This is a genomic window from Klebsiella sp. YJ, assembly GCF_002108615.1.
GTDB classification, from domain to species: domain Bacteria; phylum Pseudomonadota; class Gammaproteobacteria; order Enterobacterales; family Enterobacteriaceae; genus Klebsiella; species Klebsiella planticola.
This window is the reverse complement of record NZ_MTEG01000029.1, coordinates 51,649-75,226: the sequence shown is the minus strand read 5'-3', so window position 1 is coordinate 75,226 and position 23,578 is coordinate 51,649. Positions and strand designations below refer to the sequence as shown.

At 54.1% G+C, this 23,578-nt stretch carries 20 protein-coding genes and 1 pseudogene; all 21 read right to left on the bottom strand.

Going from position 1 to position 23,578, the window contains the following annotated elements:
• Nucleotides 1-195: 195 nt before the first annotated feature.
• The 21 genes and pseudogenes from arsH to trbC all read right to left on the bottom strand — a co-directional run bounded on the left by arsH (nucleotide 196) and on the right by trbC (nucleotide 23,570).
• Nucleotides 196-909, bottom strand: a complete 714-nt coding sequence (arsH, locus tag BV390_RS24920) for an arsenical resistance protein ArsH (RefSeq protein WP_025801347.1) — start codon at nucleotides 907-909, stop codon at nucleotides 196-198.
• A gap of 5 nt (nucleotides 910-914) precedes the next feature.
• A complete protein-coding gene (locus tag BV390_RS24915; protein ID WP_001549890.1) occupies nucleotides 915-1,247 on the bottom strand; it encodes an ArsR/SmtB family transcription factor in 333 nt (110 codons plus the stop codon).
• 239 nt (nucleotides 1,248-1,486) lie between these two features.
• Nucleotides 1,487-1,822: pseudogene (locus tag BV390_RS31990) on the bottom strand (hypothetical protein); the annotation flags it as partial.
• 39 nt (nucleotides 1,823-1,861) lie between these two features.
• On the bottom strand, nucleotides 1,862-2,647 hold the full coding sequence (locus tag BV390_RS24905) for a DsbA family protein (protein ID WP_032700801.1): 786 nt from the start codon (nucleotides 2,645-2,647) through the stop codon (nucleotides 1,862-1,864).
• A gap of 111 nt (nucleotides 2,648-2,758) precedes the next feature.
• The gene (locus tag BV390_RS24900; RefSeq protein ID WP_032716672.1) at nucleotides 2,759-3,346 is read right to left on the bottom strand and encodes a fertility inhibition protein FinO; all 588 of its coding nucleotides are present in this window, start codon (nucleotides 3,344-3,346) and stop codon (nucleotides 2,759-2,761) included.
• A gap of 141 nt (nucleotides 3,347-3,487) precedes the next feature.
• The gene (gene traX, locus BV390_RS24895) at nucleotides 3,488-4,213 is read right to left on the bottom strand and encodes a type-F conjugative transfer system pilin acetylase TraX (RefSeq protein ID WP_032700803.1); all 726 of its coding nucleotides are present in this window, start codon (nucleotides 4,211-4,213) and stop codon (nucleotides 3,488-3,490) included.
• Nucleotides 4,214-4,305: 92 nt separating this feature from the next.
• The gene (gene traI / locus BV390_RS24890; protein ID WP_032744041.1) at nucleotides 4,306-9,567 is read right to left on the bottom strand and encodes a conjugative transfer relaxase/helicase TraI; all 5,262 of its coding nucleotides are present in this window, start codon (nucleotides 9,565-9,567) and stop codon (nucleotides 4,306-4,308) included.
• Nucleotides 9,567-11,864 (bottom strand): type IV conjugative transfer system coupling protein TraD, encoded by a 2,298-nt coding sequence (gene traD / locus BV390_RS24885; protein WP_032744044.1) that lies wholly within the window; start codon nucleotides 11,862-11,864, stop codon nucleotides 9,567-9,569. Before traD ends, traI begins: the two co-directional genes overlap by 1 nt.
• 194 nt (nucleotides 11,865-12,058) lie before the next feature.
• On the bottom strand, nucleotides 12,059-12,790 hold the full coding sequence (gene traT / locus BV390_RS24880) for a conjugal transfer complement resistance protein TraT (protein WP_032744047.1): 732 nt from the start codon (nucleotides 12,788-12,790) through the stop codon (nucleotides 12,059-12,061).
• 193 nt (nucleotides 12,791-12,983) lie between these two features.
• Nucleotides 12,984-13,511, bottom strand: a complete 528-nt coding sequence (locus BV390_RS24875; RefSeq protein WP_032744049.1) for a conjugal transfer protein TraS — start codon at nucleotides 13,509-13,511, stop codon at nucleotides 12,984-12,986.
• A 5-nt stretch (nucleotides 13,512-13,516) separates the two neighbouring features.
• Nucleotides 13,517-16,366, bottom strand: a complete 2,850-nt coding sequence (traG, locus tag BV390_RS24870) for a conjugal transfer mating-pair stabilization protein TraG (protein WP_032744052.1) — start codon at nucleotides 16,364-16,366, stop codon at nucleotides 13,517-13,519.
• Nucleotides 16,366-17,736 (bottom strand): conjugal transfer pilus assembly protein TraH, encoded by a 1,371-nt coding sequence (gene traH, locus BV390_RS24865; protein WP_032744054.1) that lies wholly within the window; start codon nucleotides 17,734-17,736, stop codon nucleotides 16,366-16,368. The genes traG and traH overlap by 1 nt, the downstream gene beginning before the upstream one ends.
• A complete protein-coding gene (locus BV390_RS24860; RefSeq protein ID WP_032744057.1) occupies nucleotides 17,723-18,151 on the bottom strand; it encodes a conjugal transfer protein TrbF in 429 nt (142 codons plus the stop codon). The genes traH and BV390_RS24860 overlap by 14 nt, the downstream gene beginning before the upstream one ends.
• Entirely contained in the window at nucleotides 18,144-18,710 is a 567-nt protein-coding gene (gene trbB, locus BV390_RS24855) for a type-F conjugative transfer system pilin assembly thiol-disulfide isomerase TrbB (protein WP_032744059.1), read from the bottom strand. Before trbB ends, BV390_RS24860 begins: the two co-directional genes overlap by 8 nt.
• Nucleotides 18,685-18,921 (bottom strand): type-F conjugative transfer system pilin chaperone TraQ, encoded by a 237-nt coding sequence (traQ, locus tag BV390_RS24850; protein WP_032744062.1) that lies wholly within the window; start codon nucleotides 18,919-18,921, stop codon nucleotides 18,685-18,687. The genes trbB and traQ overlap by 26 nt, the downstream gene beginning before the upstream one ends.
• Before the next feature lie 10 nt (nucleotides 18,922-18,931).
• Complete coding sequence (gene traF / locus BV390_RS24845) at nucleotides 18,932-19,684, bottom strand: type-F conjugative transfer system pilin assembly protein TraF (protein WP_032744065.1); 753 nt, start codon at nucleotides 19,682-19,684, stop codon at nucleotides 18,932-18,934.
• A gap of 22 nt (nucleotides 19,685-19,706) precedes the next feature.
• A complete protein-coding gene (locus BV390_RS24840) occupies nucleotides 19,707-20,033 on the bottom strand; it encodes a hypothetical protein (protein WP_032744069.1) in 327 nt (108 codons plus the stop codon).
• 9 nt (nucleotides 20,034-20,042) lie between these two features.
• Nucleotides 20,043-20,270 (bottom strand): conjugal transfer protein TrbE, encoded by a 228-nt coding sequence (gene trbE / locus BV390_RS24835; RefSeq protein ID WP_032744071.1) that lies wholly within the window; start codon nucleotides 20,268-20,270, stop codon nucleotides 20,043-20,045.
• Nucleotides 20,260-20,871 carry a hypothetical protein gene (locus BV390_RS24830; protein ID WP_032744074.1) on the bottom strand — a complete coding sequence of 204 codons (612 nt, stop codon included), beginning with the start codon at nucleotides 20,869-20,871 and terminating at the stop codon, nucleotides 20,260-20,262. Before BV390_RS24830 ends, trbE begins: the two co-directional genes overlap by 11 nt.
• A gap of 114 nt (nucleotides 20,872-20,985) precedes the next feature.
• Nucleotides 20,986-22,941 carry a type-F conjugative transfer system mating-pair stabilization protein TraN gene (traN, locus tag BV390_RS24825; protein WP_032744076.1) on the bottom strand — a complete coding sequence of 652 codons (1,956 nt, stop codon included), beginning with the start codon at nucleotides 22,939-22,941 and terminating at the stop codon, nucleotides 20,986-20,988.
• Entirely contained in the window at nucleotides 22,941-23,570 is a 630-nt protein-coding gene (gene trbC, locus BV390_RS24820; RefSeq protein ID WP_032744080.1) for a type-F conjugative transfer system pilin assembly protein TrbC, read from the bottom strand. The genes traN and trbC overlap by 1 nt, the downstream gene beginning before the upstream one ends.
• Nucleotides 23,571-23,578: the final 8 nt, after the last annotated feature.

Below are 23,578 nucleotides of genomic sequence, written 5' to 3'. Positions count from 1 at the left end.
AAATCCCATTCAGACGCCGGATAGATTCAAGCAAGCCAACTTGTCGTCAAAATCGGTGTTGCAAAAACGGGAGTGACCATAGATTCCGTTTTCTGAGACGACCCCATTGATGAGCACGGGAACCGCGTCAGCCACTGATTTTTTACCAGGCTGCGGGCATAACAGTGTGGAAAAAGCCGGCATCTGCCGGCTTTTTTATATGCTGCGCTGGTTGACCCGCTCAGAAAGCTGCGCGGCACTCTCTTTCCTTTCGCTGTAGCGGTCGGTGAGATAATCACTGCGACCGCGCGTCAGCAGGGTGAACTTCATCAGTTCCTCCATGACGTCCACTATGCGGTCATAATACGAAGAAGGCTTCATGCGGCCATCCTCATCAAACTCGGCCCAGGCTTTTGCCACGGATGACTGATTCGGGATGGTGATCATCCGCATCCAGCGTCCAAGAATACGCATCTGATTTACAGCGTTGAACGACTGTGAGCCGCCGCTGACCTGCATGACGGCCAGGGTTTTTCCCTGTGACGGGCGGACCGCGCCTGACGTCAGCGGTATCCAGTCAATCTGGGCCTTCATGATGCCGGTCATGGCCCCGTGACGCTCCGGAGAGCACCAGACCATGCCTTCCGACCAGAGAACCAGCTCCCGCAGCTCAGCCACTTTCGGGTGCGTCTCCGGCGCATCATCGGGCAGTGGCAGGCCGGACGGGTTGAAAATTTTCACCTCCGCGCCCATGGCCGTCAGCAGCCGGGCACCTTCTTCCGTTGTCAGCCGGCTGTAAGAGCGCGCCCGCAGCGAGCCGTAGAGCATCAGGATGCGGGGCGGATGCGTTATCTCTCTGGCCTTCAGCTTATCTTCCGTCAGCGGCGCGTCCAGGAGGGCCGGATCGATATTTTTCAGGGCATCAGTCAGGTTGTTCACAATGGGGTCTCTTCGGGAGTCTTTGCGGGTGACAGACTGCAGCTGCCGCCTGCGCAGCATTCTTCTGTCAGAAAGGCCATCAATTGCTCAAGCTGCGCATAGCAGGGCCTGCAGAACAGGGTACGACTCTGCCGTTCCTGGCTTATGAGTCCAGCGGATATCAGCGCTGAAAGATGATGGCTGAGCGTGGAGGCAGGAATCTCAAGGTGCTTCTGCAGTTCGCCAACCGGCAGGCCTTCATGACCCGCCCTGACCAGCTCCCGGTATATGCTGAGACGTGTCGGGTGGCCCAGTTCTCGAAGTGCGTTTGCAGCAGTGTTTAAATCCATAATACCTCCTTTATCTATATTTCCAGAATAATAGAAATATAGCCTGCGTCAATCGTTTCTGCCGTGAGGGTACCGCTTTCCCAATCATGCTCTGTCCGCCAGGTTATGGGGGGCAGAGCCAGAGCACTACCGAAATCCTTGCGAATACCCGTGCAGGGAATAATTTCCGCCCCCTTTATGGCCGGAAAAAAAACTGATAAACGTCGCCTTTTCAGAAGGTTGCTTTCTTAACGTGGTTTTTCGCATGGTTGGACCTCAGACCCCTGATACACCTCACCGTCCTGGAGAATTTCCCATTCCAGCCGGGCTTTCTCGTGGTGCGGCAGCATGGCCACCACCTGAACACCATCACGGATACAGACCAGCGGTGAAACCTCCAGCGTTCTCATTTGGTCGGTATGACGGGTGTACAGCGCCAGACCGGCCCAGAACAGCGCAACCGGCAGCATCACCAGAAGGGGGCCTGCCCATGCGGGAAAAGACGGGTATAAGAGTGTCAGAAAGAGCGCCAGCGCGCCCCCGTACAAATAACAGAATAATTGCTGTTCAGTGCGCAGGGTAAAATATCGGAACATAAACTCAGTCCTTTAAAAATAAACTGGATTAATAAAATATTAATGACGGGATTTATTGATTGCAGACTGAATATTCTCTGCTTCGGTCATTCCGGTAAATACTGTGATGTTTTCAGCCGTCGCGCCTTTTACCGGCAGCACAATAATTCCGGGTGTTCCGGTTAATCCTGTCTCCGTGGCAATATCATTAATATTCTTCAGCGTGGTGTTAATCTCTTCAATGGTCTGCGGTTGAAATGAAATTCCCCCCGATGTCTTTTCAATATCTCCCTTCGTCAGCTTCCCTTCATTCAGGCCTGTCCCGTACAGACCATTGTGATATTTAAGATAGGCCTCCGCTCCTTGCTCTTTCCAGACCTGCAGACCTGTTTTCGCTGCCAGCAGTGACGCTGGCCACCGACTGCCGAAAACCGGCCATTCCATAAAGAAATAGCGCACCTTCGTGTTGTTCTTTATGACCTTCTCCAGCTCGGGTGCAAACCGGCTGCACCAGATGCACTGATAGTCGAAGAATTCGACCACCATCACATCCCCGTCCGCAGGCCCCCAGGACGGGATAGTTTTATCGCCCAGTATTTTCGCCTGCTGCGCCAGCGCAGCGGATGTCAGCCCCCGGCTTTGTTTTTCCTCCTGCTCCTGCTGAAGTTTCTCGCTCATCTGAATCAGTATTTCAGGATGAGCACGCAAATAATCGGCCGCTATTTCTCCGATTCTTTTTTCCTGGATGACGGAGAAAGTCTTTTCTGTCTCAGGCTCTTGAGCAACGCTGTTATTAACAAAGGTGGCGAAAATAAATGGAAGCAGCAAATATATTTTACGTTTCATTTTTATTCCTTTAAAAGTTTCAGTGTAGATAAAAGAATGCCCGACTGCTAAAGAGGTTAAATTCTTTAGCAGCAGCATTTACAGATAAATTTATTTGTGGCAGAGAATGAATTAAAGCGTCTGACTCTGTATTCGGGCACTCAGGCGGCTCTGGCGCACTCTCCGTTCACGGGCATAGTTTTCTTCTTCTGGCGTCACGGTCGCCACAATATTTCCCTGCAGGTCATACCGGGGAGCGCCAGCCTGCATCAGGGAAAGATACTCTTCTGAACGCGTCAGGCTTTTCAGGCACTTAATCACCTGTTTATGCGACAGCGGGAGGTTGCGTTGCGTAATGTCCGCAAACAGATGATCACGCATCCCCGTCGCCAGCAGACGTGGCACATTACCGTCGAACAACTGTGGCCAGAACGCCTTCAAAGTCATGATGGCCTGTTCCGGCGGCAGCAGGCGCAGATATCGGACCGGAGGCGGTGGCTTTACCGCATTGACCACCGGCGCAGATTCACGTGCTGCGGCTTCGTCAGCCTTTTTGGCCCGCTCCAGCTTCTCCTTCTTTACCTTCCAGGCCGGAGGCGTCGTGACCACCACCACTTTTTTACGCCGTACCACTACGGGCGTCTCAGGGGTCCCGGTCGCCGCGGTATCCGCTGCCGGCTTTCTTTTCAGACTCAGTACAGGGCGTTTTTCTTCAGTCATAACAAGGTTTTTTATCTGACAGGAACCAGACTATAAGATACGTGAACACGGTCAAAAGCGCATCCTTTCAGGGCGTAGGCCCCGTTTATCCTAATATTAGATGTCTGCGCAATTGCTGCCCGGACTGATGTCCGGGCTTTTTTACATCGAGACAACGATACCCAGCACCGCCAGATGCACGGCATAGAACATCACGAAGAAATGACGTGGCCAGAAACGTTTCACACGTTCCCCGGCAGATGAACACACCATCAATGCCAGCAGCGCAATGGTCAACCCGGCCACCGACTCACTCACGTCGTTCGGGTTCATCAATAACACCATGATGGCCCACAGCACGCCGTATCCCAGCCGTTCCGTAGCACGTTCTGCCCGACAGAGAAACCAGCCGGCGATAAGCATGCCCACCCCGGCCGCACCGTAGCTGCCGGATGACAGCGGTATCCACGCCGCCAGGAGTGTCATGGCCAGCAGAACATATTGCCGGGAAGGCTGGCTGAACCACCGCAGGGCCTGGCCGGTCACCGCAAAGGCAAACAGAATATTCCCCGTGTACCACGGATATCCAATCAGCATAAAAGACACCTGGGCGACCAACGCCCAGCCCCACAGACTGTTCAGCTGCGACTGGCGAATTTGGCCGTGCCGCGCCAGGTTCACCCCCCACACCAGACCGAACAGCGGAAAACATCCCCGCCCCAGCAGGCGCATGATCTCGTTATTGTGGGCCAGCAATAAGCCTGCATGGTCGGTGACCATCAGGACCAGGGCCACCGTTTTAATCATATCCGTCTGCCCGGGCGTCCAGGTCAGGAGTGCCTGCAGCCAGCGGTCAGCGGCACTGAGGCGCATTACATGTGTTGTCATCTTTATGTCCTTTTTATCCCTTACATCGCGCCCCGGCAGGGTGCCCGATTTTTAATCGGGAAGGATGCCGGGGCAGACAAGCCGCAGGCGCGTCAGTCGCCCCCGAGCGTTTTCTCACGATTGAGATCACGAACCATATCGCGCTCCATCTGCTGCAGGCGCTCCCGCTGAAGGCTCTCCTGAGCCACCTGCTGAACGGCCGCTTCCTGTTTCCGGGTCTGTGGATCGTCGGGCAGGGTCATCTTCTCTTCACCCGGTTTTTCGCGCTCCAGACCGCGAATGACGTCTCCGATGACCTCTTTTACCCGGTCTTCAGATTCGCCGGCTTTACGCCCGTCCCCGGCCACTTCCCGGGCAGTCTGTTCCGCCTGTTTCTCCATATTCTGACGCTGCGCCTCTTCCGCGGCCCGCTGTGCCAGCACTTCTGGCGGAAGCGGAATGTCAGTTCCTGCCGCCTCCGGTGAAACTACCGGTATCGGATCTGCCCAGACGCGTCCGCCGGTGATGGCGCCCGGATTCCAGGGGCGGTCATCGCCAGCAAGGCGCACTACCACGCCGCTGTCAGGGTTATCGCGGGCGACCCTGACGCCCTCTCCCATATTCCCGGCCAGCAGGCTCTCGCCGTTCCGGCTCCCCTGCAGCGCCACAAAGCGGGCATCTTCATTGCCCATCACCCGTCCCTCGCCCCCCATCACCTGCAGGCGGCCGTCGCTGTCCGTCAGCGAACTGAGCCAGATCCCGGCTTCTTTCCCGTTCTTGTCATACACCGGCAGCGCCACGTGGGGCTGCGGATACTGTTTTCCGGGCGAAATGAATTTTCCGGGCGATATCCCCTTCGCAAGGCCGGACTGCTGCAGCGCCGCGCGGCCTGCCGCGGTTTCATTCATCGGTCGCGCACGGCTGAACAGCTGCTCCGCAGTGTGTACCGCCCGGTCATTACGCGGCGCAAGAATATCGTGCGCCGTCGCTTTCGAGGGCGAGGCATTAATTGCTTTTATCCAGCCCTCCCGGCTGTCGGTATAGACCTGAACATGCTGTTTCATACGCGATAACCCGACATAGGCGGATTCGAAGCTGGCCATCGCTTTTCGGCCCTCCGCCACGCCCTCCAGCGCGATGGCAAACGGTTCACTGGCCCCCTGGGCCCCGTGAGCGGTAATGGCATACGCCAGATCAATATGGCGTTGCGCCTCGTCGGCCTTCGGGTTCAGTGTCCGGGAGGTTTTGCCGTCCGACAACGTGACACTGTCACCTGAGACGGATTTTACCTCCCACACGCTGTTGGCCACATAGCCGCGCTCCGGGTCACTTTTGCTGAAGCGCATTCGGTCCCCCTCAGACACGGTGATATCTTCCCGGCGATAGAGCGTCACGCCTTCTGCCGATGCCTCCCGGGGTGAGATAAATCGCTCCTTTCCTTCACTGTCTGTCAGGGTGATCAGCTGATTATCCTTATCCACTTTGCTGATACGGTGGTATACGTTATCAACCAGCGCCACCGCCTCCTTGTGAGCCGTCCAGGTCGACAGTCTGCGCAGTTCACCGTCACGGATGTTACTCGTGACCAGCACCGGCAGGGTGATTTCCTCTTTGCCGGTTTCCCCGTTCTCCCGCCGAGCGTCATGGATCAGACCGTTCAGCGCCCGCCGGTCCTTATTCAGATGGGTGATCACCAGCGTCTGCGACTGTGCCTCCGGGGTGCGACCAGCGTAGTCCTTCACCAGAGCCTCGTAGAGCGTCGCGGGCTGACCTGCCGGCACGCTTTCGCCTTTCTTCAGTGCCTCCTGAATCGCCTTCTCCTGTGCCCGCGTGAATTCCACCACAGAACTGCCCGGCGCCCAGGCGCCTTCTTTTCTCGGCACTTGCTCCGGCGTGACCTGCTCAATTGTTGCCAGCGCGCTGTTCACGTCGCGGTCAATGAGGCTGTAGACCGCCGGTCGCAGTTCCGGTACCTGGCGCACGATTTCTTTCATGATGGCCACATCCGCGGCGCTGCGCTGCTGCATCAGTCTGAATGGCTGGCCGGGTGCAATGGACTGCAACTGGTCGGTGTCCCCGCTCAGAACGGCCCGGCCGCCGCCGGCGGCTATCAGCGACAGGGCTTTTGCCGTGTCGGCCAGCCCCACCATCGAGCTCTCGTCGAGCAGGAACAGGGTGTTGCTGAAATCCGGTGTCTGGCCATTACGCTGCAGGAGCTGCGTGTCGTGCAGGAACGAGGCGGTGGTCTGCGCATCCACGCCGGCGCTCTGCATTTCCCCGACCGCACGGTGTGTCGGACCGAGACCGATAACGCGCGGGCGGGTCTCTTCCGGCAGAAGGTCGATGGCGCCCGTCACCGCCCGGAACTGGGTCGTTTTCCCCACCCCGGCATAGCCCTGAACGACCGTGAAGCGGTCAGAGGTCTCCAGGATCATGCGGGTCGCCGCACGTTGTCCGGAGGTCAGGTCCGTCATCAGGCTGGCCGGCACGCGGTCCATCAGCGGCTGCATCGCCGCTTTCCCTTCGAGTACCCGGGTCAGCACACTCTTTTCTGCGTCCCAGGTCTGGCGGGAAATCAGCAGGTCGTTGCCGTGACCGGGCGCCACCGGCACACTCAGCAGACTGCCGGCCTTAATCTGCGCCTGAATGGACCGGTCAATATCCGCCATCGGGACCTTACCTCCCCCGTCGAATTCCATTGCTGTGGACAGCAGCTGCGGACGCGTGAAGGTCAGGTTGTTGCTTTCCAGTAAGGGAATGGAAAGGTGAATGGCCTGTTCTGCCGGGGAGTGAAGGCCTGCTTTTTGCTGCGCAATGGCCGCATCCAGTTCTGTCTCGCCGGAACGGGCCTTCAGCTGCTCTGAGACCACGCTGAAGGCGGTATGACGCGCCAGCTTCTCTGTAGTGCGGTCCGCATCCTGTGCGGAGTAAAGCCGGATATGGCTTCCGCTCTGCGCCAGCTGGTTCAGCGTGGCATTATCCAGCTCTCGCTGCGTCACCGAGGCAAAGACGGTCGCCGTCTCGCTGACCGACCTGCCGGGGCTTTCCACCCAACCGTGCCCGACCTTGATACCGTCGAACGGTCCGGCGCCCACAGCCAGGGTCTGGGTGGTTTTCTGCCCGGGGCGCTGCACTGTCAGATGCCCGGCCTCCGCTTTCAGTACCGTGACACCCTCGCCCCCTTTCAACCGCGTCTCAGGAATTTTCCCCAGCACCGCCAGACGTTCACCTTCCGCTACCGGTAGCTTATCGGCCCGAAACAGCGTCCACTGGCTGTCGACGGCAGAAACCTTCATATCCAGACGTTCCCCCTCTTTGTCCCTGAGCGTCAGCATATTGCTGCTGGCGGTCACCCGATCGATCACAAAGCGGTCATGCTTCCGGGCGTTCGGGTCCCACCGCTCCACCACCATTCCTTCCCGGTAATAGTCCCGCACGCCGCGGCTTTTACTGTCCAGCCAGACCGGGGTCAGGGCGGTGACGGCCATCTCCTTCGTCCCCAGCACGCCCTCGTTTTTCAGGGTGTCGCGGATGATGCCGTTGAGTACGCCCTGCTCACGCGTCCCGCTGATTTGCGCCACGCTTTCCTGCCCTTCGCGTACGCTGACGGAAAACTCCTGCGCCAGGCGGCTGTAACGTGCGCCTTTGTCCGGCTCACTGATGATGTCCGCCGTCGCCTGCTTTCCGCCCTGCCAGCGATACGTATTCACCCCGCTCTCTTTCAGCACCGTCAGCGCGCTGCCGGTGCCGCTGCGCTTCCCGCTGTCGGAGAGCAGGACCTGCACGTTATGCCGCATGGCGCCATCCAGCATAGAAATAGTCTCTTTCAGGCTCAGCTTCTCCGCCTGGTCCACGATGAGCGTCCCGCCCGGGATAAACGCGGTTCCGTCCTGCAGGGCAGATTTCCCGGTCACCGTTTCTCCCGCCAGACGCGCATCCGCAGACAGAAACTCACGCGAACGGTTGTCAGCAGCAACAATGTGCACGTCCCGCCCTTGCTCCCGTGCCATCAGGGTTAACTCAGCTACCCGCTCACGCTGGCCAGCCGCGCCGCCCTGGCCGGAGACAATCCCCATTGTCGGCAGGTCCTGAGCCAGCACACTGACGGCATCGCTGAAAGGCGACTGACGCACAACAGAGGTATCCGGCGTGACGGAGACATGATTCTGGCGCTGAACCTCCTGGCTCAGCGCTTTAACGGACAATTCATCCAGGACATGGATGTTTGAGGTGAACAGGCCTTTCTCCCGGTCGAGCGGGATCAGCTGCTCACGTTCAATCGCCGCATCGATACCCGTCCTCGCCTGCTCAAACACGCCGGGTTTGGCTTCCAGCTGGCTGACCGTACGGGCCAGCAGGTCAGCATAGGTGAACTGCACCTTCCGGTCGCTGAGCCCGGCAATGGCTTTCGTGACCACGTCGCTGATATCAGGGGCGTCCGTTTTCACCGGGCTGACGGGCGCACTGGCGATTTCTGTCGCGCGCTTATCGGCATCCTCGCGGTAACCGCGCATGTCGAACCCGGTTTCTTTGAGGGTGTTCACCCACTCGACCATCTTCTCTGCCGGGTCGAGGGTTTCTTTGGATTTACGGGTATCGAGCGCGGCGACATCCCGGGATTTCAGGGACGCATCGGGCCCTGCTGCTTCCCTGACCTCTTGGGTGCGGGTGGAAAAAGGCTCGACCGGCACCTCTTTCATTTCCCACATGCCGTGCTTGCCTACGACTTCGGTTTCATACCCGAGCTTTTCCACCAGGGGTTTCAGCACTTCACGGTATATTTTTCCGAAAGCGAGCTGGTTGGCATACACGTTCTCAATGAAGCCGGTTTTACCGACCGTGTCGGTCCCCAGCGACTGCCATTTATCCCCGTTCTGCGTGGCATTGATCACCACGGCATGGGTATGCAACTGGGGCTCCTGATTACGGTTCGTATCGTGGTTGAATTTCGCCACAATGAGGTTACCGGTCAGCACGGTTTCACTTTTTCCGTCCGTCATGACCCGGGTCGCAGCCAGCGTTTCAATCTGTTTTACGGCTTCGGTAACGGCCTGATTGTGGGCATCAATCAGGCGCTTATCCCCGCCGATCATGGCCATGACAGACACGCTTTTGGGGGCGGAGAAGGTCAGATCGTAACCTGGCCGGTGTTTGTTCACGCCATCCTGCATCCGGGTCAGGTCGCTGCCGTCCGGCAACTTTCCTTTCAGCAGGTCCGTGAATACCTGCTTATCCACCTTCCCGTCCAGCCCCAGCGCCTCCGCCCCCTTTCCCTGCCAGCGCTCATCCATGCTCCCGATAACGTAATAGTTATCCTTGTCTGTATAGTAATTGCCGGCGCTCCCCGCGGACTTTACCGAACCAATCGACATCATCAGAAGTTCCCTCCCACCTCAATATCGTCATGCTCGCTGCGGCTGTGATTGATATTGACCTCTTCGCGTCGCTGCATATCACGCTGTGTTTGCTCAGTCGCCAGCCAGGCGTCATACGCATCCATGTCTTCAATTTCACCCGCATCATTCACCCCGGCTGGCAGCATATTCTGACCCTGTTCTGCGGGCTGTTGCTCCAGTGCCTGTTCCGTCCCACCCGCAGGCACAGCAGTCGCACCGGAAGTGGATGCCGCTGCCGCTGCGCCGGTTGTCGCCGCCGCCGGTCGGGTCACAGTAAGCGGGACGGTTGTGACGTGGCGTTCGGGTGATACAGGCTGGGATGCAGACGGAGCCTTAACAGGAACACTTTGAGCCGGTTGCTTCTCCGCCGCAGGAGACGCTTTGATCGGAGCAACCTCCGCCGGTGCACCAGAAGTATCCGTCGCCGTTTCTCCCCCTTCAGGCATCCCTGTCGCTTCGTCCGGCGTAAACAGCATCCGGGCATGACTGCTTTCAGCTTCGCGAGCTTCCAGCAGGGTATCCAGTCTGGCGTCCGTCCGCGTATCGAGGTTACGGAGAATAAATCCCTCGGCAATTTTCGGCCGGGATTTGTATTTCAGAGCCAGCTTCACCGCCGGATACGGGCCCGGCAAGGTGACATAGCAGGACAGGTCAGGCAGCGTCTGGATGTCGGAGTAACTGACCAGCGTTTCCCGCTCTTTTTCCTTGCCGGTCGACACGCCGTCACGTACCGGGTCTGCACCGTAAGAGTACTGCTCGCTGGCCTTGAGGATTTCTTTCTCACCGATTTCGCCGGCGGCAAACTCAGCAATCTCTTTACTTGGGGAGCGGAAAAAGGCACGGGTGTTCATCACGTCGAACAGCGTCGCCGCGGGCTTCACCCCGTAAATATCTTCAAGCTGGGCATAAGACTGGATACCAAACACATAACAGCCGCCGAACTTACGCGCTTCCGGCAGGATCTCGACCAGGTCCGGCAGCTTGTGCAGCGTGGGGAGCTCATCCGCAAAAATCCACACGCGCCGGTTACGGTTCTCCCCCATCCCCAGCAGGCCGCGGATAGCGATAGACAACCACATTGAGATAACCGGCTTCAGTGACGCATGCGTGTCAGCGTTGGAAGAGATAAACAGCCAGCCGTTGGGCTGGTCCTCACGTACGCCCCGCATCCAGTCACGGATAGTGAACGGCTCACCGTTTTTCTCGATCCCCTGCAGATAGCGAATGGCTTTGACGTAGTTGGTCAGTACGGCGCGAATGGAGATAGCCGTTTTCTCAATCTTTTCCTCCACCAGGTTAGCGGCCGGCGTGTTTTTCAGGTACGCGCGCAGTTTGTCTATTTTGATGGACAGCATGGTATCAACCAGCTTTTCGTAGCTACGGTCTTTATCCTCGCGCATCAGGTACGCACCTTCGGAAAATATGGTGCGGCCGGAGCCCTGCCAGAACGGGTCCTCTTTAGTGCCCATCGGAATAAGTGTATTAGAGACGTTATCAAAATCCGGTAGTGTCAGGCATTCGCGCCATATATCCCAGGCTGCACAGCGGGAATCCAGTGGGTTAAGAATTTTATCCAGTGACGGGTCGTAATAGCTTTTGACGAACTCACAGGAGCGGTCGTAAATAATGGCCATATCACCGCGTGCACGTACGTAATTCAGCAGCCGGCGGATGACTTCGGATTTGCCTGAGCCGACCGTACCGTGAAGACAGAAGTTCTGGATTTCGGAGTTTTTCAGAATAGGCAGGTCGCCAATTTTAATATCGGAGGCCACCCCATCGCGTTTCATCTGGCGGGCCACTTCTTTTGGTTTATCGGAAAGCTGGCGCCCTCCGGTATTCTCATCTTCGCTTTGCTGTTTCCCCTGGCGGCCCAGTACCCAGCTGGCGACAAAGAACGTCACAATACAGACGGTCAACGACACGATGGCGGCACAAACGAAGCTGGTCCAGAGCTGCTCACCGCACCAGATGGTATATTTATCGGCAAGGATTTGCTCCGAATTATATTCCAGCGACTTCCCATAATAGTTAATCGTATAGACCGGCTGGGAGCGAATAATATCGCGCATGGGCGCCAGTGTCGTACACCACCAGTAGACGCAGCCGTTAACGAAAGTTTGCCAGCTGAGCCGGTACATCAGTATCAACCCGCACAACACCCAGAAAATAATAAAAAGCACATAGAATATAATATTGGCAATCTGGCCAAACATGCGAAAGCGCATATTGGCAATCTGACCGCCTTGAGTCATGTCCTTAGCATTAAAGCTCATAATTCTTGACCTTAAATACAAAAGCGAAGGAATGTTCCGACCACGGTCGGCAACGCCTCACAGATGCACAAATAAATTGTGCAACTGCTCACCGTTCTGAGGAGGAATAAGCTGATTAAATGTCGAATTAACCTGACAGGCCAGGGAGGCGATGTCAGTCTGGCCCGGTATACCCGGGCCGTGAGGTGGCAAACTTACAGAATATTCGCGATAGATTTAGCCAGCTGGTCTTCCAGAACAGGCTGTGCTTCCGGGAACTTGAGATTAACTTTGTTCGCACTGGAGACAACGCGCGTCTGGTATTTATGCTGATTACCGGTTTCGGTGCTGGTTTGCACTTTCGCACCGGAGGTACCCTGGCGTAATACCGCGACATTATCCGTCTGTACCTGGGTTTTGGCCCGTTCGGAGATCTGAACATCGGTGATCATCGTGTAGTTCACGTCTTCCACCATCGCATCAGCCGCCATGCCTACCAGTCCTGCGGCCAGGCCGACACCGAGGGTCGCGCCGGCTGAACTGGAATTGTAGGCGGTGATCCCTGCCCCCAGCGCAGCCGCTGTAGCTGCGCCTTCATAACCGCGGCTTAGCCAGCCCTGGGTTTCACGCAGGTCCATTTTATCGGCCTTCAGCACATTTGCCTGAATCCAGTAACCCGCGGTATCGGGATTAGTGACGACCTGGTAGCCTTTTGCTGTGACGGCACTGGTGATTTTCGACTGGAGCCCGCTCATGTCTTTATCAGAGGTATTTTTGATTTGCAGATAAACGGTCTTATTATTTGACGGTTCCAGCCAGATTGTTTCGCTCATCTGTGTTTTCACATCCAGATTGCGCTTTTTAATTGCTGTCCCCATTGCGCTACAACCAGAAAGCACCAGTGCTGAGCTGATGACCATTACAGCCATGACTTTATTTAGTTTCATCCTGAATCCTTGTGACATAATCAATATAAGTGAATACACATTCTCTTATTGCTTCGGAATGCGCATTCACTATAAAGGAATTTTAAGGGAAAGGTGTAGATTAATTACGGTTTGAACAATCAATAATAACCCAAAGAAACTCTTAGCCTATTAACAAACCACTATAATTGATAGGTAAGTTTTGATGGGCTAACTAACCTTCCAATTTCTCTGCCTTGAAAGAGTTTATCGCAGATGTGAGTAACGATAGCTGATACCTTCCAAAGTCCAGATTCATAACAACCCCAAAAAAAATCGACGTAATTAAGACCATAAAACCAAAAGGAAATGGTGAGTCATAAGAAAAACGATTAAAAAAGGCAAGAAAAAGAATCGTCAACATATATAAAAATGCATAAATAATGATTTTTCTGGAAAAAAATCGATATATATTTGAACGTATCCTAAAGGATTTAGGCACGGATAAAAACAAGGAGCGAGCACTAGCTATACCAAGAAGAAGAATCAACCCCACCCCCCCTGGAAAAATCACGACCCAAAAAATATATTTTACTGCAAGGTAGTTATGATTAACGCTAATCATCGCGCAAAGAACATTCCATGCAACTATAACTAATCCAGGCCACAGACATGCCCAAAAAGACGGTATCGCTGCTTCCCCTTGTGAAAGTACATTTTTCAGTTCCTCCACCTCGTGGAGGATGACTTTATTGTTTATCATCAAGTTCACCTTTCCCTATTAAGATAATCCTTTTGGATTTTAGCCGCCTTATCCGCTAACTCACCCGGAGCGTCAGCGCCTGGTAAAGATTTCACCTTACTCTTTCTTTCATTATATTCATTTTCGAATCTATTTCCTTCTGTTTTATGGTGACTTTCCAGATCAGTCTGCTGTTTCTTGACCCCATCACCCTGCTGCTGAATTCCCTGCTGGCTTTCCTGGTGTGCCTGTTTATTTTGAGACACCATCGTATCTACTGTCTGACCCACATTATCCTTAATTCCGGCATTATGCGTCATTCCATCAATACTACCACTGTGCTGGCTATAATCAGCTTCTACGGAACCCGTGCCTCCACCGCCTGACACATTAGGCATTCCCTGACCAATTGTCCCTCTCGCCTCCTGATAGGCACCATCCACTTTAGGCTCGACCTGCTCTTTAACAAACTCCCTTGCCAGTGATTCCCGCTGTGCCGCTACTTCAGGTGAACTGGTATTGGTGAGGATAGCTTCTGCATTCTGCGGAGAACGTTGTTGAACAAAGTTAGCAAACTGCTGCGTCAGATTCTCACTCATCTGGCCGCTCATACTTTCGGTACGCGACGCCATTTCACTAAGTTCATGGCTACGTGTACGGCTGTTTGTATATTGGTCGTAGCTGTTTTTCGCACTGGAAAGTGACGTAGAGAACTGGTCCACGCGGGAGCTGGCATTATTATCTGTTGTATTACCAGAAGTGCTGGTTTTATGGCTTGTAATGTAATCGGACGCCTCTTTAAAGTCTTTCGCTGCCTGGCTACTGGTATCATGCCTGCTATCATGTGATTCCCGCCCAGAAGAGCTGACATTATCAGTATCACCTGAGCTATGTCCCCAGCCAGCGCTTCCTTTTCCACCAACTTCAGCAGATAACCCCGTGCCCAACTTACCAAGCTTGCCAAACAACTGGTCTCCGGAACTCCATTTACCAGATGCATGTATATCAAAAGATTGAGTTCGTTTAGAGGAGTCATCCATCAATTGCTGGAAAGACTCTTCATTGCTGATGTTGTTGGCTTTTGCATTTGAAACAACCGCGTTCCACATTTTACTCTTCGCCATCGAGTCTTGTGATGACTCAGTATTATCGGCGCCGGTGGTGGTTGACGCGCTGGTCCCCATATTTGTGCCAAACTGCTTCAGGCTGTTCCAGGCGCTGGTCACGCTGCTGTTATAGCCCTGCAGAGAGCTCTCTGCCTGCACATCCGACTCCCGTGCCATCTGCTGCTGTGCACTGGCTATCTGCCGGCCAACATTAATATCCACCGGCAGTTTTGACATTGCGCCGCTGCTGTCCCAGACCATAGAACCATCCCGGGTCTGTGTACCCATGCCTCCGTTCCCCAGTTGCCGGGACATCTGTCCAAATGCCGTTGAACTGTTGGTGTTCCAGCTGTTTCCGCTGACATTGTCCGTCTGCATATTCGAAAACGAGTAATTCCCGTCTACCACGCTGGAAGAGGCCTGCGACGTCGAGCTGAGGCCCGACGAGGCAAAATGACTGTACGCGCTGGAAAACCCTGCCCCCATACTTTTAATCATGGCCCAGGTTAAGGGAGGGATCATCATCGAGATATAGCCTGCGGTTGTTGCAATATCCGAGTTTTTCAGCTGGACCTGAGAGAGTTCAGACAGAACCACCGGTACTCCATTTTGCTTCGCATAATACGCCATCGCACTGTTCAGAATGGCGTACAGCAGAGGCCAGGACTGCAGCCACATCAGCGCATAAAAGTAACCCTTGATGACCTGCATTGTCATCATGTTGAACATGGCGGCCATCACCATGATCGGAAACAGGCCAATCATGATCCCCATCACGACCGTCTGCATCAACGGCAGGGAGCGTAATGCCTGGTGGCCCATTGTCGCCTGTGCCAGGCGTTGTTTCTCCAGCGAAGAGGTGTTGGCGATGTTCACCAGGCTGGCCGTATCGCCACTGCGGGCCGCGTAGCTCTGAATACCGCTGCGCAGTGCATTCATGGTGACATTCTGGCGGATTATCTGTCCCGCGCTCTGCCCCGAGCTGTAGAAGAAGTTATAGCTGTCACCGATCATCTGGCTGAACAGCAGGTCCGGATTGGGTTTGCCACCAAAGAGCTGGCGCACATAGTAGTTCCAGGTTTTCCCGCCAGTCTGAGAATCCAGCGCCAGGGCTGATTTCAAATCACGGGAGGCTTCCTGACAGGTTTTAAATTGATTATTTTTATCAAATACCCCGCGCAGCGGGCTGGGGTTAGAGAAAATAATGGTGTACGGATCAGAGGAATTCAGCAGTTCCTCAAACGAGTACTTATGGTTGAGGAAAATGTCGCCCATAACGCAGTTCTGTACATAGTCGGAGAACAACGTGGTGATCTCCGGGTTCTGCGATAAAAAGTCGGTGCTTTTAGCGATTAAATTACTGCCAAACAGCATCCCTGTCTTGCTGTACGTCACGCTGTCAGGCAGGGAGAAAATCATCTCATAGCTCTGTACCAGCGCATTCCCGACGCGTGTTGTCAGCGAGGCAGGAATAGCCAGGCCTATCGGGACGTTGTCGACCTGATAGACCTGAGAGACATTACTGTAGTCGATAATCTGCACTGGTTTGCGAATGACGACCAGCATCGAGACCAGCGTCAGGGCAAACACCCAGCCGACCAGATCCATAACGTTATGCTTTTTCACCCAGCTGCTGGCGACAATCAGCACGGAAAAGGCGATACACATTTTCTCGATGGAGGACCAGGTACCGGTACTCATGAAAGCGGCAATGGCATTCAGGTTGCCCCGAAACCAGTCGCCGCCGGCTATCGTGTAGATTTCCAGCATCAGAGGCTTCCTCCAAAGTGATAGTTGTTCTGGTAGCGGGTCATCATGCGGGCGGATACCTGTTGACGCATGTAGCTCATCTGCCGGTCAACGACCAGCAGCGCGTCCTGCTGCACCTGTACCCGGGACTGAAAAGCGGCAATCTGCACACTCGCCTGGTTCAGGTTTTCGAGGATCATATCCATCGTTGACTGCGGGTAGTTCCCGGTGGCCACCATCGTCCTCGCCTGCTGGATCAGCTCCTGAATGTACTGCAGCAGGATGTCGTAGCCGATATAGTCCGTCAGCTGGTAAAGCAGGGTATTCGAGACCCCGAGCATCTGCGGGTCAACCAGGTATTTAAAGACCGGGATGGTGGTGCTGGAGATAAAGCCCTTCTCCTGCTCCGTTAGTTTTTCATCCGCCACAGCCTTGTTCTGGATGCTGCTCAGTAGCGTGGAAATCTGGTTCTTCAGCGCCTTGTTTGCGGCTATAGTGACCGTCGCATCCGCAACCACCTTGAGACATTTATCGGAATCATTGCAGTGGTAAATTTTTGCTGTTCCCCCCTCCATCATCGCCTTAATCAGGTCCTGATCCGTGGTCCGTGCCGGCAGCGGCGTAATTTCACTGTTTTCCCCAAAAATCAAGGTGCCGGTCAGGGTCATCACAAACTCTTTCAGCTCTTTGTTATCGTCGAAGAGCCGGTTTTTGGACAGGGCATTCCACATGATGTTGATGTTTTTCATGACCCGCTCTTTGTCCTTGTCGCTGGCCTTATCCTGCACCTTGTCCATCTGGCCGCCAACCGAACACCCCTGACGGGAAGCCGCCCAGTCGGCAAAGATATTGCTCTCACCGGCGATGTCCTGGCAGACCTTCTGCTGGGCTACCTGGGTACGAGGAAACAGTCCCCCGACGATCCCCTGTGCCGCCTGGCAGCTGCTGAGGTTCATGCTGTTGATATCGCTGGCCATCTTCTGCAGGAAGTCTTTTGCGGTTTTGATTTCCGGTACAGTGGTCTGCAGCGCGAGGTCAAAGAAGTAGCCCGCAGCATTGGACATGATTTGTTTGCCGAAGCGCTGCAGCTGCTCGCTGTTGATAAAAGAAAACGACCCGAGGTAGGCATCGATGCCGCCACAGCCGGCATTAATATCCGGCAGGGTCATACTGACCAGCTGGATCGTTTTCACCTGCGTCCTCGCATAAAGCGAACCGCCGGAAGCGTAACCCGCCGCCTGCCCCTGCCAGACCTGGGGCTGACTGGTATTGGACGCGAACCCCAGCTTATTGAAGAAGTTGTTCATGTCGCCGTTAACATCTGCGGCCGCCGTCAATGACACCCCTAGCAACATTCCACAAAGCACTGATAATGGTTTACGGATGAACATCAGGCCCTCCTTCTTTCATGTTATTTTTCCGTCGGAGGTTGCGGTTTAAATATCGCTGGAAGCTTTTTTCAAAGGCATATTCAAACCAGAAAGCCAGTTCGGCCATCAGTACTCCCAGCAAAGCCGTTGCCAGACAACCAATGGAAAGTGAGAAAAGAATAAAGGGAACGAAATACATCAGGACATTCCACAGATTCATGAAGTTCTTTGCAGACCCCAGCTTCTCCGACGGGGTTAACAACTCAGTGAACACACTGAAATACGCATGACTTCCCCACCACAGAACTAATCCGGCTGAACCAAACATAAAAGCAAGACAATAATAAATATCGAATCTCTTTTGCCGTGATAGCTTCAGGCGTTTATTTCTTTCCAGTACGGGTAACGAAGAATATATTTTGTTGAGACTATCCATTATCAGGTGCCCCCATCATTTGAAATACCGTATCCATTCTGGCCATAAATCCCTGAGCATCGGTGGCGCCCTGCAGAATCGGATACGCCGCCAGCGTATTCACATTCACCAGAAACGTGGTCGGGGTAGCTACCGGGATATTGGGGAAAAAAGTCTGCATCACGTCAGGCGGTACCGGCAAGGCTTCAGGGAACGCCTCGTCCCCCTGTCCGTCGATCGTGTAAGAGAACACCGAGAATCCGTATTGTCCGGACAGCTGCTTCAGAACCGGGTCAAACTTATGGCAGTACGGGCAGTGCCCCTGCATAAACAACACCACTTTCCAGTCGCTAAGATTGACCTGTTTGCCGTTGCTGAGCCGGTACCAACGGGCCTGAGAGACCGGCTTCGCGGACGTGGGCGCGCCAGCGGGCGACGCCGGCGCCGAACCTGTTATGCCCTGCGGGTCCCAGAGAGATTTCACTTCATCGAGCGTACCGGCCCAGGTCACGGGAGAAAGTGCCAGCAGCAGAGCAGCCGTGGTGATACCCGCCCTAATTGTCTTCAGTTTGCTTTTCACGGGCCTTCTCCTGTTTTTCTGCTTCAGCAATCAGGGCATTCAGAATTCGGTATCCACCAAATATCACCATACCCAGCCCCAGAACTTCCCCGGCCTGAATGGCCAGCTCAGGCTGTTTTCTGACGAGCCTGGCAATCAGGTGGAAAAACACGCCTACAGCCAGTACCCACATTCCCGTTATATCTAAATCGGGGAACCGAATCTTTCGCATGACACACTCCTTAAAAATTGGGTTTAAAGTCGCTGGAGACATAGAGGAACTGTTTCGCCAGGTCGTCCTGGCTGATAAAGCCGTAACTGAGGGGTTTAACCTGCCCGCTTTTGGGATTGACCAGCATCATCGCGGGAAAGAACTTCACTCCGAGCTGTTGTGCCTGCCCCTGGTCCAGCCGGCTGTCGGGGAGCATGGGATTCACCACACCGTCGACGGAGACTGGTATCACGCTCAGTCCGTAGGTTTCGCGGAAGTTTTTGATGACCTGGACCAGTTGCCCGTCGATGGCCTCCCGGCCGCGGTAGAAAAACATCACGCCATAGTGCTGGGCCAGGGAGGAGATTGCCTTGCGCTGTTCGGCGTAGTCGGCAGCCAGCTGGTTTTTCACGGTTCCGTTGTAGTGGCTGTACTGCAGGTTGTAGTCCAGCTCGGGGTTTTCCAGCATGGCTTTCTTCGCGCTCATCGAGAACAGGCCTGCCTGCTGCGTCCAGTAGTTCTGGAGCCGGAAATACTTCACGAAATTGTCAGATGAGGGGTAAAGAATAGCCTCATACAGCGAACGCTTTGTGGCCGTCTGCAGCTGCGCCAGCTTCTCCAGGATGTCCTGCTTTGCCGGCGGTGGCGGAGGCGTGGCAGGCGTTTCCGGGTCTGTTTTTTTTAGCTGCTCGTTATACCACTGCCAGCCCGCATCTTTCGCCCAGGCCGGCATCAGGGTGCAACAAAGGCACCCCGCCAGTATGGCGGCATGTAGTTTTCCCATAATGAATACCTTTTTGACTGAATTAATTCGGCTGGCGTGAAATATGTTGGTAGACGATGTATTTATCGAGACTGACCGTTTTCGTTTCAGGGTCAGTGCGTCCCTCAAACCGGAAACCGTGGCAGTACAGTGTCATATTATTCATTTCTAATGCCGTACGTTCACCGTTCCTGATAACCCATGCAGCCTGCGAGCTTCTGTCACACTGAATACCCCAGGCCCGGTTGGTGGCCAGAAACGCATTAATCTGTTTATCCCGCCACAGGCTGTAAGACATGATGCTGATCAGAAAAACGACAAACACGCCGACAAACACGATCACCAGCCCGTATGATTTGCTCTCTTTCATCCCTGCCCCTTATTTTCTTTTTTGCAAAATCCCTACAAAAGCAGAAATAAACAGGTGACTCATCAACCAGAAAAAGCCGACTATAAGGATAAAAACCACACTCTCAATATAATCACTGCCCGATGTCCCTTTGACGGCATCCCATGAAAAATACAGCACAGGGGAGATAATAATTATTGTCAGCAGTAATCTCACTACAAAATCGACGGCAGGATATTTATGATAGTTAATTTTCATGGTTGTGTTCCTTATTACTGTTATGCTCCTTCACCTTCAGCCCGGCTTTCCCCGCGGGAAAACTGTCAGCAAAGCGAGTGGTACATTCCTCTGCGCCTTTTGATGTAAAGAATCCGGGGTCATCCTCCCCGATAATATAATCGGGGTAGGTAGTAAATCGAATATCAGAGTGATCGTCATAGTTTAACCTGCTATTATCCCTGAAAAAATCAACCCCTCCCTTATTTTTAAAGCGTTTTGCATCCTCACCTGATACTTTCATAACCAGTGAGTCGGGGTCGACCTCCCACATATCACGAGTATCCAGCATTGTCCGGGTAGCTTTAAATTCAGCTTCAAATCGTAACGCTTTCAGACCGGTGGCGTACATGGCAACCCACCCATCCATTTTTGTTTTATTTTCACTTTGCTCCGTAACCGTATACCGGGAAATCATTCTTATTTTTGTAAAAAACGTTTCATCTGTTCTCTTACACTGAATGACAGTGCCGGGCATCTGCATTGAATACAGCTTCTCGAGTTCCTCTCTGCTTGCGGCGTTTGAAAATGGCATTATTAGAATAAAAAACAAAAAAATGGTGGGCCTAACCAGTCTGTTCATTTAAACCATCCTTATTATTTTCAATACGGGATAACGCGATGACATAGAAAACAAGCGACAGTGCCCCCATCCCCATACACTCTGTTATCACCTTTAAATTTAATTATTCAGAAATCATTTTGCTGAAGACTGCGTGAGAAGTTCTTTTATGCGTTGTTTTGTTTTATCAGTCAGCTCACTGTTATCCGGTATTTTCTGATTATGTATCAGGTCCTCCATGAAGTTCGCAAAATCCAGCCGGTTGAAGTTAATGCCCTGGAGTTCAGCCATCGTGATCCCCCGGCAGTTCGGGCTGCTGGCGCCCCCGAAACTAATATGCAGTTGTCCGTTGCGGCCCTGTTCCTGAACGATCTGAGCCAGCTTGGAGTCAAACTGGCAGTAGCTGCGTTTCTTCTCCAGGCAGATCCCCAATACCTTCTTAGAGCAAAACTCCCCCACGCTAACCGTCAGCTTGTTTGTTTTTGCTTTGGCCAGTGCCTTCTCTTCGCTTCTGCAGCGTGCCAGGCCAACGTCCTGCCCCCACCCACTGTCTTTGCAGCAGTTACTGAATCCGGCCGCGAATTTTTTGCAGTACTTCGCTTTACCGGTGAACGCCTTCACATCCACGCCGTTCAACTTAGCAACATCCTCTCCTGCCGCCGCCAGCGCCGCGAGCTCAGAAACCGCCTGTCCAAAGCCGTTGTTCGTGCCGCTGACCGCTTTATCACACTCGCCATCGAGGCAGAACACATCCCCGCCGCAGATCATCTGCTTACCGCTGGTCCGGGTTTCACAGGAATAGGTCGCATACTCGTGCAAACAGGTCCCGTCTTCCGCGCTGAATGCACACTGGCGTGATGAGAGCGTGCAGGCTGCATTACTCATCAGGTTTTCACAGGAGCCGTTATCCGCCGGCTGAGTCAGCCAGGTGTCTTTGTATTTCCAGCATGCTTCTGTGAAGGAATACGCCTTCCCGCCCAGGTTGAGGGTTTTCGTCCCGCCCGGGCTGATACATTCTTCGCCTGTTTTCGTGCCCTCGTCCTTGCTGAACGGACAGCTTTCAACCCAGACCACCTCTGGTGCAAATACGGTTTCCGTCTCTTCCATGACCAGTATGACCGTCACCTGAATGGATTTAACATTTACTGATGGTTGGGTTTTCGACGTTTTCGTTACCGCAAAGGTCTGCCCTGCAACAACGTTCCGGTCCATGCTGAAAGACTGGTGAATTTTCCCGGTACCATCGTAGTAATGGTAACTACAGTGTGTGTTCTGACCACCGGAACATATCGACATCGTATTAGGCCAGGTCATCACATCGACAGGGAATGTTTTATCAAAGAGGCTGATGTTTTCACTGACTGCAAGCTTGCAACTGTCTCTGACCTTTCCTTCGTTGTCACATTCATAAATCCAGGGAACCGGCAGAGGTTCACCGTCAACAGACACGCTGAGCAGCCGCCCTGTCGACGGGATGGTCAGCGTCCCGCTCCATCGGGTGCTGTTTCGGGTGAAATTCATCGGGACAGCCTGCTGGTAGGTACGACTGACCTTTTGCGTCGTGGCGTTGTCTTTCAGCGTCGCCTCCCGCGTGCAGAAGTTCTCCACCTGCAAATCCCGCTCGCACGTATGGTTCGTGAACTCGCTACGATTAACCACCTGTGCCGTACAGGCCTGACCGGTATTCCCCACAATCGAATCCGCTCTGGACTCGGTCTCTTTCGCCGCCTGAATGAATGGCGCGTCGGCCGAAATACTGTCCGGGGGACGGTTAGTAAACGACTCCGTGATGCTGTTCCCCACATCACTGCTGGCCCATTCCGCTGCGGAATCGCTTTTCAGGTTACTGTCACCGCTGGCGGAGACGCCGCCGTAATATTTCGTCTGCGCCGGTTTGCTGGTATACCCTGGCAGCGTGTCAGCCCCGTTGAAATTCTTCAGCGCGTCAGTCCCGCTTCCCTGTATTTGTTTTGCATAATCAGCGCCCGCTTTGTAATCGGACGTGCTGTCAGCACAGGCAGGAACCGTAAACCAGATAAATGTCCCGAGCACGAACATATGGAGCATCAGGATCAGGGGAAGTGATTTCATCAGGCACCTCCCAGCAGTTTTCGGGCAGTCTCTGCACAATCCCCTTTCTCAACCACCTTTTCCAGGGCCTGCTTCAGGCGAATATTGCCCTGTATGACGTCAAAACCGGCTTTGCAGCGCACAACCAGCGCGGGAACACTGCGGATGTTGTACTGTGAATAGAGCGTCGGGTCGATTTGCACCCCTTCGGTGATCCCCGCTTTAACCAATCCCATCACTGCATCAGTGGTGGCTTTCATATCGTTATTGACGAGCCCCCGGAGCATGGCGGGAATACCGTAGCGGTGGGTTTCATGCAGCATCCGTTTTAACCCCTCGTCCGGTATTGAGAAGGAGATGAAATACACGGCACCTTCCGCCGGCTTATCCCGGGTCGACTCCCGCTGCTGACTGGCCAGATTATCGATGAACTGCTGATCTGAACGGGTAAGGGGGTTACGGCTGATTTGTGCTTCAAGATCCTGCTGCAACGCCTTATCTGGATGCCGGCGCAACTGCTCGCTGAAATCCTCCTGCTGCTTAAGCCACTGACGATCCGCCGCCATCGGGTCTGACGAAACTGCGCCCTCTGCCGCGGCGACGGTACGGGTCAGTAACAGCATCACCGTCAGTATGTTCAGTAATTTCACAGTAGACT